The 1,999-nt window shown below is 42.8% G+C and carries 5 protein-coding genes; all 5 read right to left on the bottom strand.

All coding sequences use genetic code 11. From position 1 onward, the window contains the following. Positions 1-17: 17 nt before the first annotated feature. Positions 18-425, bottom strand: a complete 408-nt coding sequence (locus Xsto_RS20525; RefSeq protein WP_099126293.1) for a hypothetical protein — start codon at positions 423-425, stop codon at positions 18-20. After that, a complete protein-coding gene (locus Xsto_RS20530) occupies positions 415-987 on the bottom strand; it encodes a Rha family transcriptional regulator (RefSeq protein ID WP_099126294.1) in 573 nt (190 codons plus the stop codon). The genes Xsto_RS20525 and Xsto_RS20530 overlap by 11 nt, the downstream gene beginning before the upstream one ends. A gap of 209 nt (positions 988-1,196) precedes the next feature. Beyond that, on the bottom strand, positions 1,197-1,406 hold the full coding sequence (locus Xsto_RS20535) for a hypothetical protein (RefSeq protein WP_099126295.1): 210 nt from the start codon (positions 1,404-1,406) through the stop codon (positions 1,197-1,199). A 147-nt stretch (positions 1,407-1,553) separates the two neighbouring features. Next, complete coding sequence (locus tag Xsto_RS20540) at positions 1,554-1,739, bottom strand: hypothetical protein (protein WP_099126296.1); 186 nt, start codon at positions 1,737-1,739, stop codon at positions 1,554-1,556. 2 nt (positions 1,740-1,741) lie between these two features. Further along, positions 1,742-1,999, bottom strand: a 258-nt coding sequence (locus tag Xsto_RS20545; RefSeq protein ID WP_141554558.1) for a lysis protein, incomplete at its 5' end; no start/stop codon positions are given.

The following is a 1,999-nucleotide window of genomic DNA, read 5'->3' on the forward strand; positions in this document are numbered from 1 at the left end:
ATTTTGTATTTTGGTAATTACTCTAAACTTATCCCGTTGTAACTCTCTGGTAGGGTCAGTGTTCCATACTCATCTTGAACGCCGATATCAGTCAACATGTCGCAATATTGATGAACGAGCGCATTCATATATTTAAGCCCTCTCTTACTCAATTGTGGTATTTTGCCACCACGAATTACAGCACCTTTAATCGGGGTTGCCTCAGTCTCCTTTAATAGCTTTGAGTAGAATCGAGCACGATAACCATCACTCATTCTCTCTTTGGGATACCCATCTAACAAACCCCAAAGAAAGTACCTACATACCTCAATATCGCCTGTTTCGTATCGATAAATAGGGCGACGCCATGTCGCCACTAAATGAAGTAAGTAGGCTTCTGCCACCAAACTACAAGAGTAATCACAAGCTGATATTTCATTTTTCATGAGCGATAGCCTCCTTGCCGCCACCCACTAACTCGATAGCTATCTGACCAAGGTCACTGATTAACTTTCCGACCTTATTCAGAGTGGCCAGATCATCCTGTCGCTTTCTTAATCTACGTCCCGCATCAGACGAGTCTTCGTCAGAAGCCTTCCTTGCCAGAACAAGCATGTCTTGCAGTTGTTGGATGGTAAATCCGAAGCCAGATTTAGCTTCCAGTTCCGTCATGTGATCAAATACCTGAGCCTGTAACTCATAGTTGTAGCTCATCGCCATTAAGCAGGATTCGCGTTTAGGGAATCGGTAGCATGGAAGCTCACGTCCTGTGCCATCTTTGTACTGAGCGAAAAATTTCGCTGAGTGCTCCTCCCCTAATACTTTTGGGACTTTCTTAAGAAAATCCTTATGTTGTAACTTTCGATATTTCTTACAGGGGAATGAAAAACCTTCCGCTTCAGCTTTAGCCTTACGGTCAGCATTGATGTAATCCACCATTTCCAGACTGGTCATGGTAGGTGCTTCTGTTACAGGCAAGTTTGTTTTCTTGGTTGTTATTAATTGCATAGGGTTTAGTTCCTTATAGAAAGCCGAACCTGCTCACACAGAAAAACCGCCCGCAGAAAAACCCTATTAATAACGGTTTTCTCAGGCTCGACTTTCTGTAAGGTTCTGCGTTTTTATTGATGTGCGCTGTGAGTGCGCTGTGAAATTCAGATATAAAAAAACCACCACGGGATGTGATGGCTTGGGGTTCCTGTTGTGACAGGTCGTTATTACATTTGACCGGATGCCTTTTTAAATTTCCCTTTTGCGATTTCTACAGCCTGCTCTTTAATCTCACCAAGAGACAAAGTTTCGCTATATGGGAGTTCAACCCAAGCTGTAAAATCATTCCTATCATTTTCATCAGTGTAAATATCAACTTCTACTTCAATCACATTGAGAGGTAGAATATTTTTGATATTTTTAATTTCAAATTTCATGGTCATTCCTTATTAACTAACATGTTATTTATTGGAAGAACCATTTTAATTTCGCTATGGGTTTAATACAGTCGTTACAATTGTCTCAAATCTCACACAAAGAGACTCACCCACACTGTGTCCTGACATACTCCTGCAACCCCAGAATTATTTGTTCTGTGGTGATGGTGTATTATTCGCCCGAATAACCTTCGCTCTTTCTTGCATTTCATCCATCACCTTCTCTAACTGCAACGCCAGACAGTACATCCGAAACAACGACTTTGAGAATGATGATGGATTGGCTTGTATTCGGTATTCAATAACTGTTGTGGGTAATTGGCTTTCAATCATTTCTATCTCCTGCACTCAGCCCTAACATACTCCTGCAAATATCTCAGTTTTGCCCGGTCGTTGATGATGCCTTCTCGGATATCGAGAACAGCTTGTCCAGTTTCTCTAGGGAGTTCGACGGTGGTATCATTGACCACGCTGCCGGAGGAAGTGGCTTCAGACACAGGACAGGTGGCCTTGATGCGCAGCTTGCGACGACCAGCGGCAACATCAGCCCGAAGAGTGTCAATTTCAGTCTTGGCATTGGCGAGTTCCTGAGT

This window comes from Xenorhabdus stockiae (assembly GCF_002632825.1).
Lineage (GTDB): Bacteria > Pseudomonadota > Gammaproteobacteria > Enterobacterales > Enterobacteriaceae > Xenorhabdus > Xenorhabdus stockiae.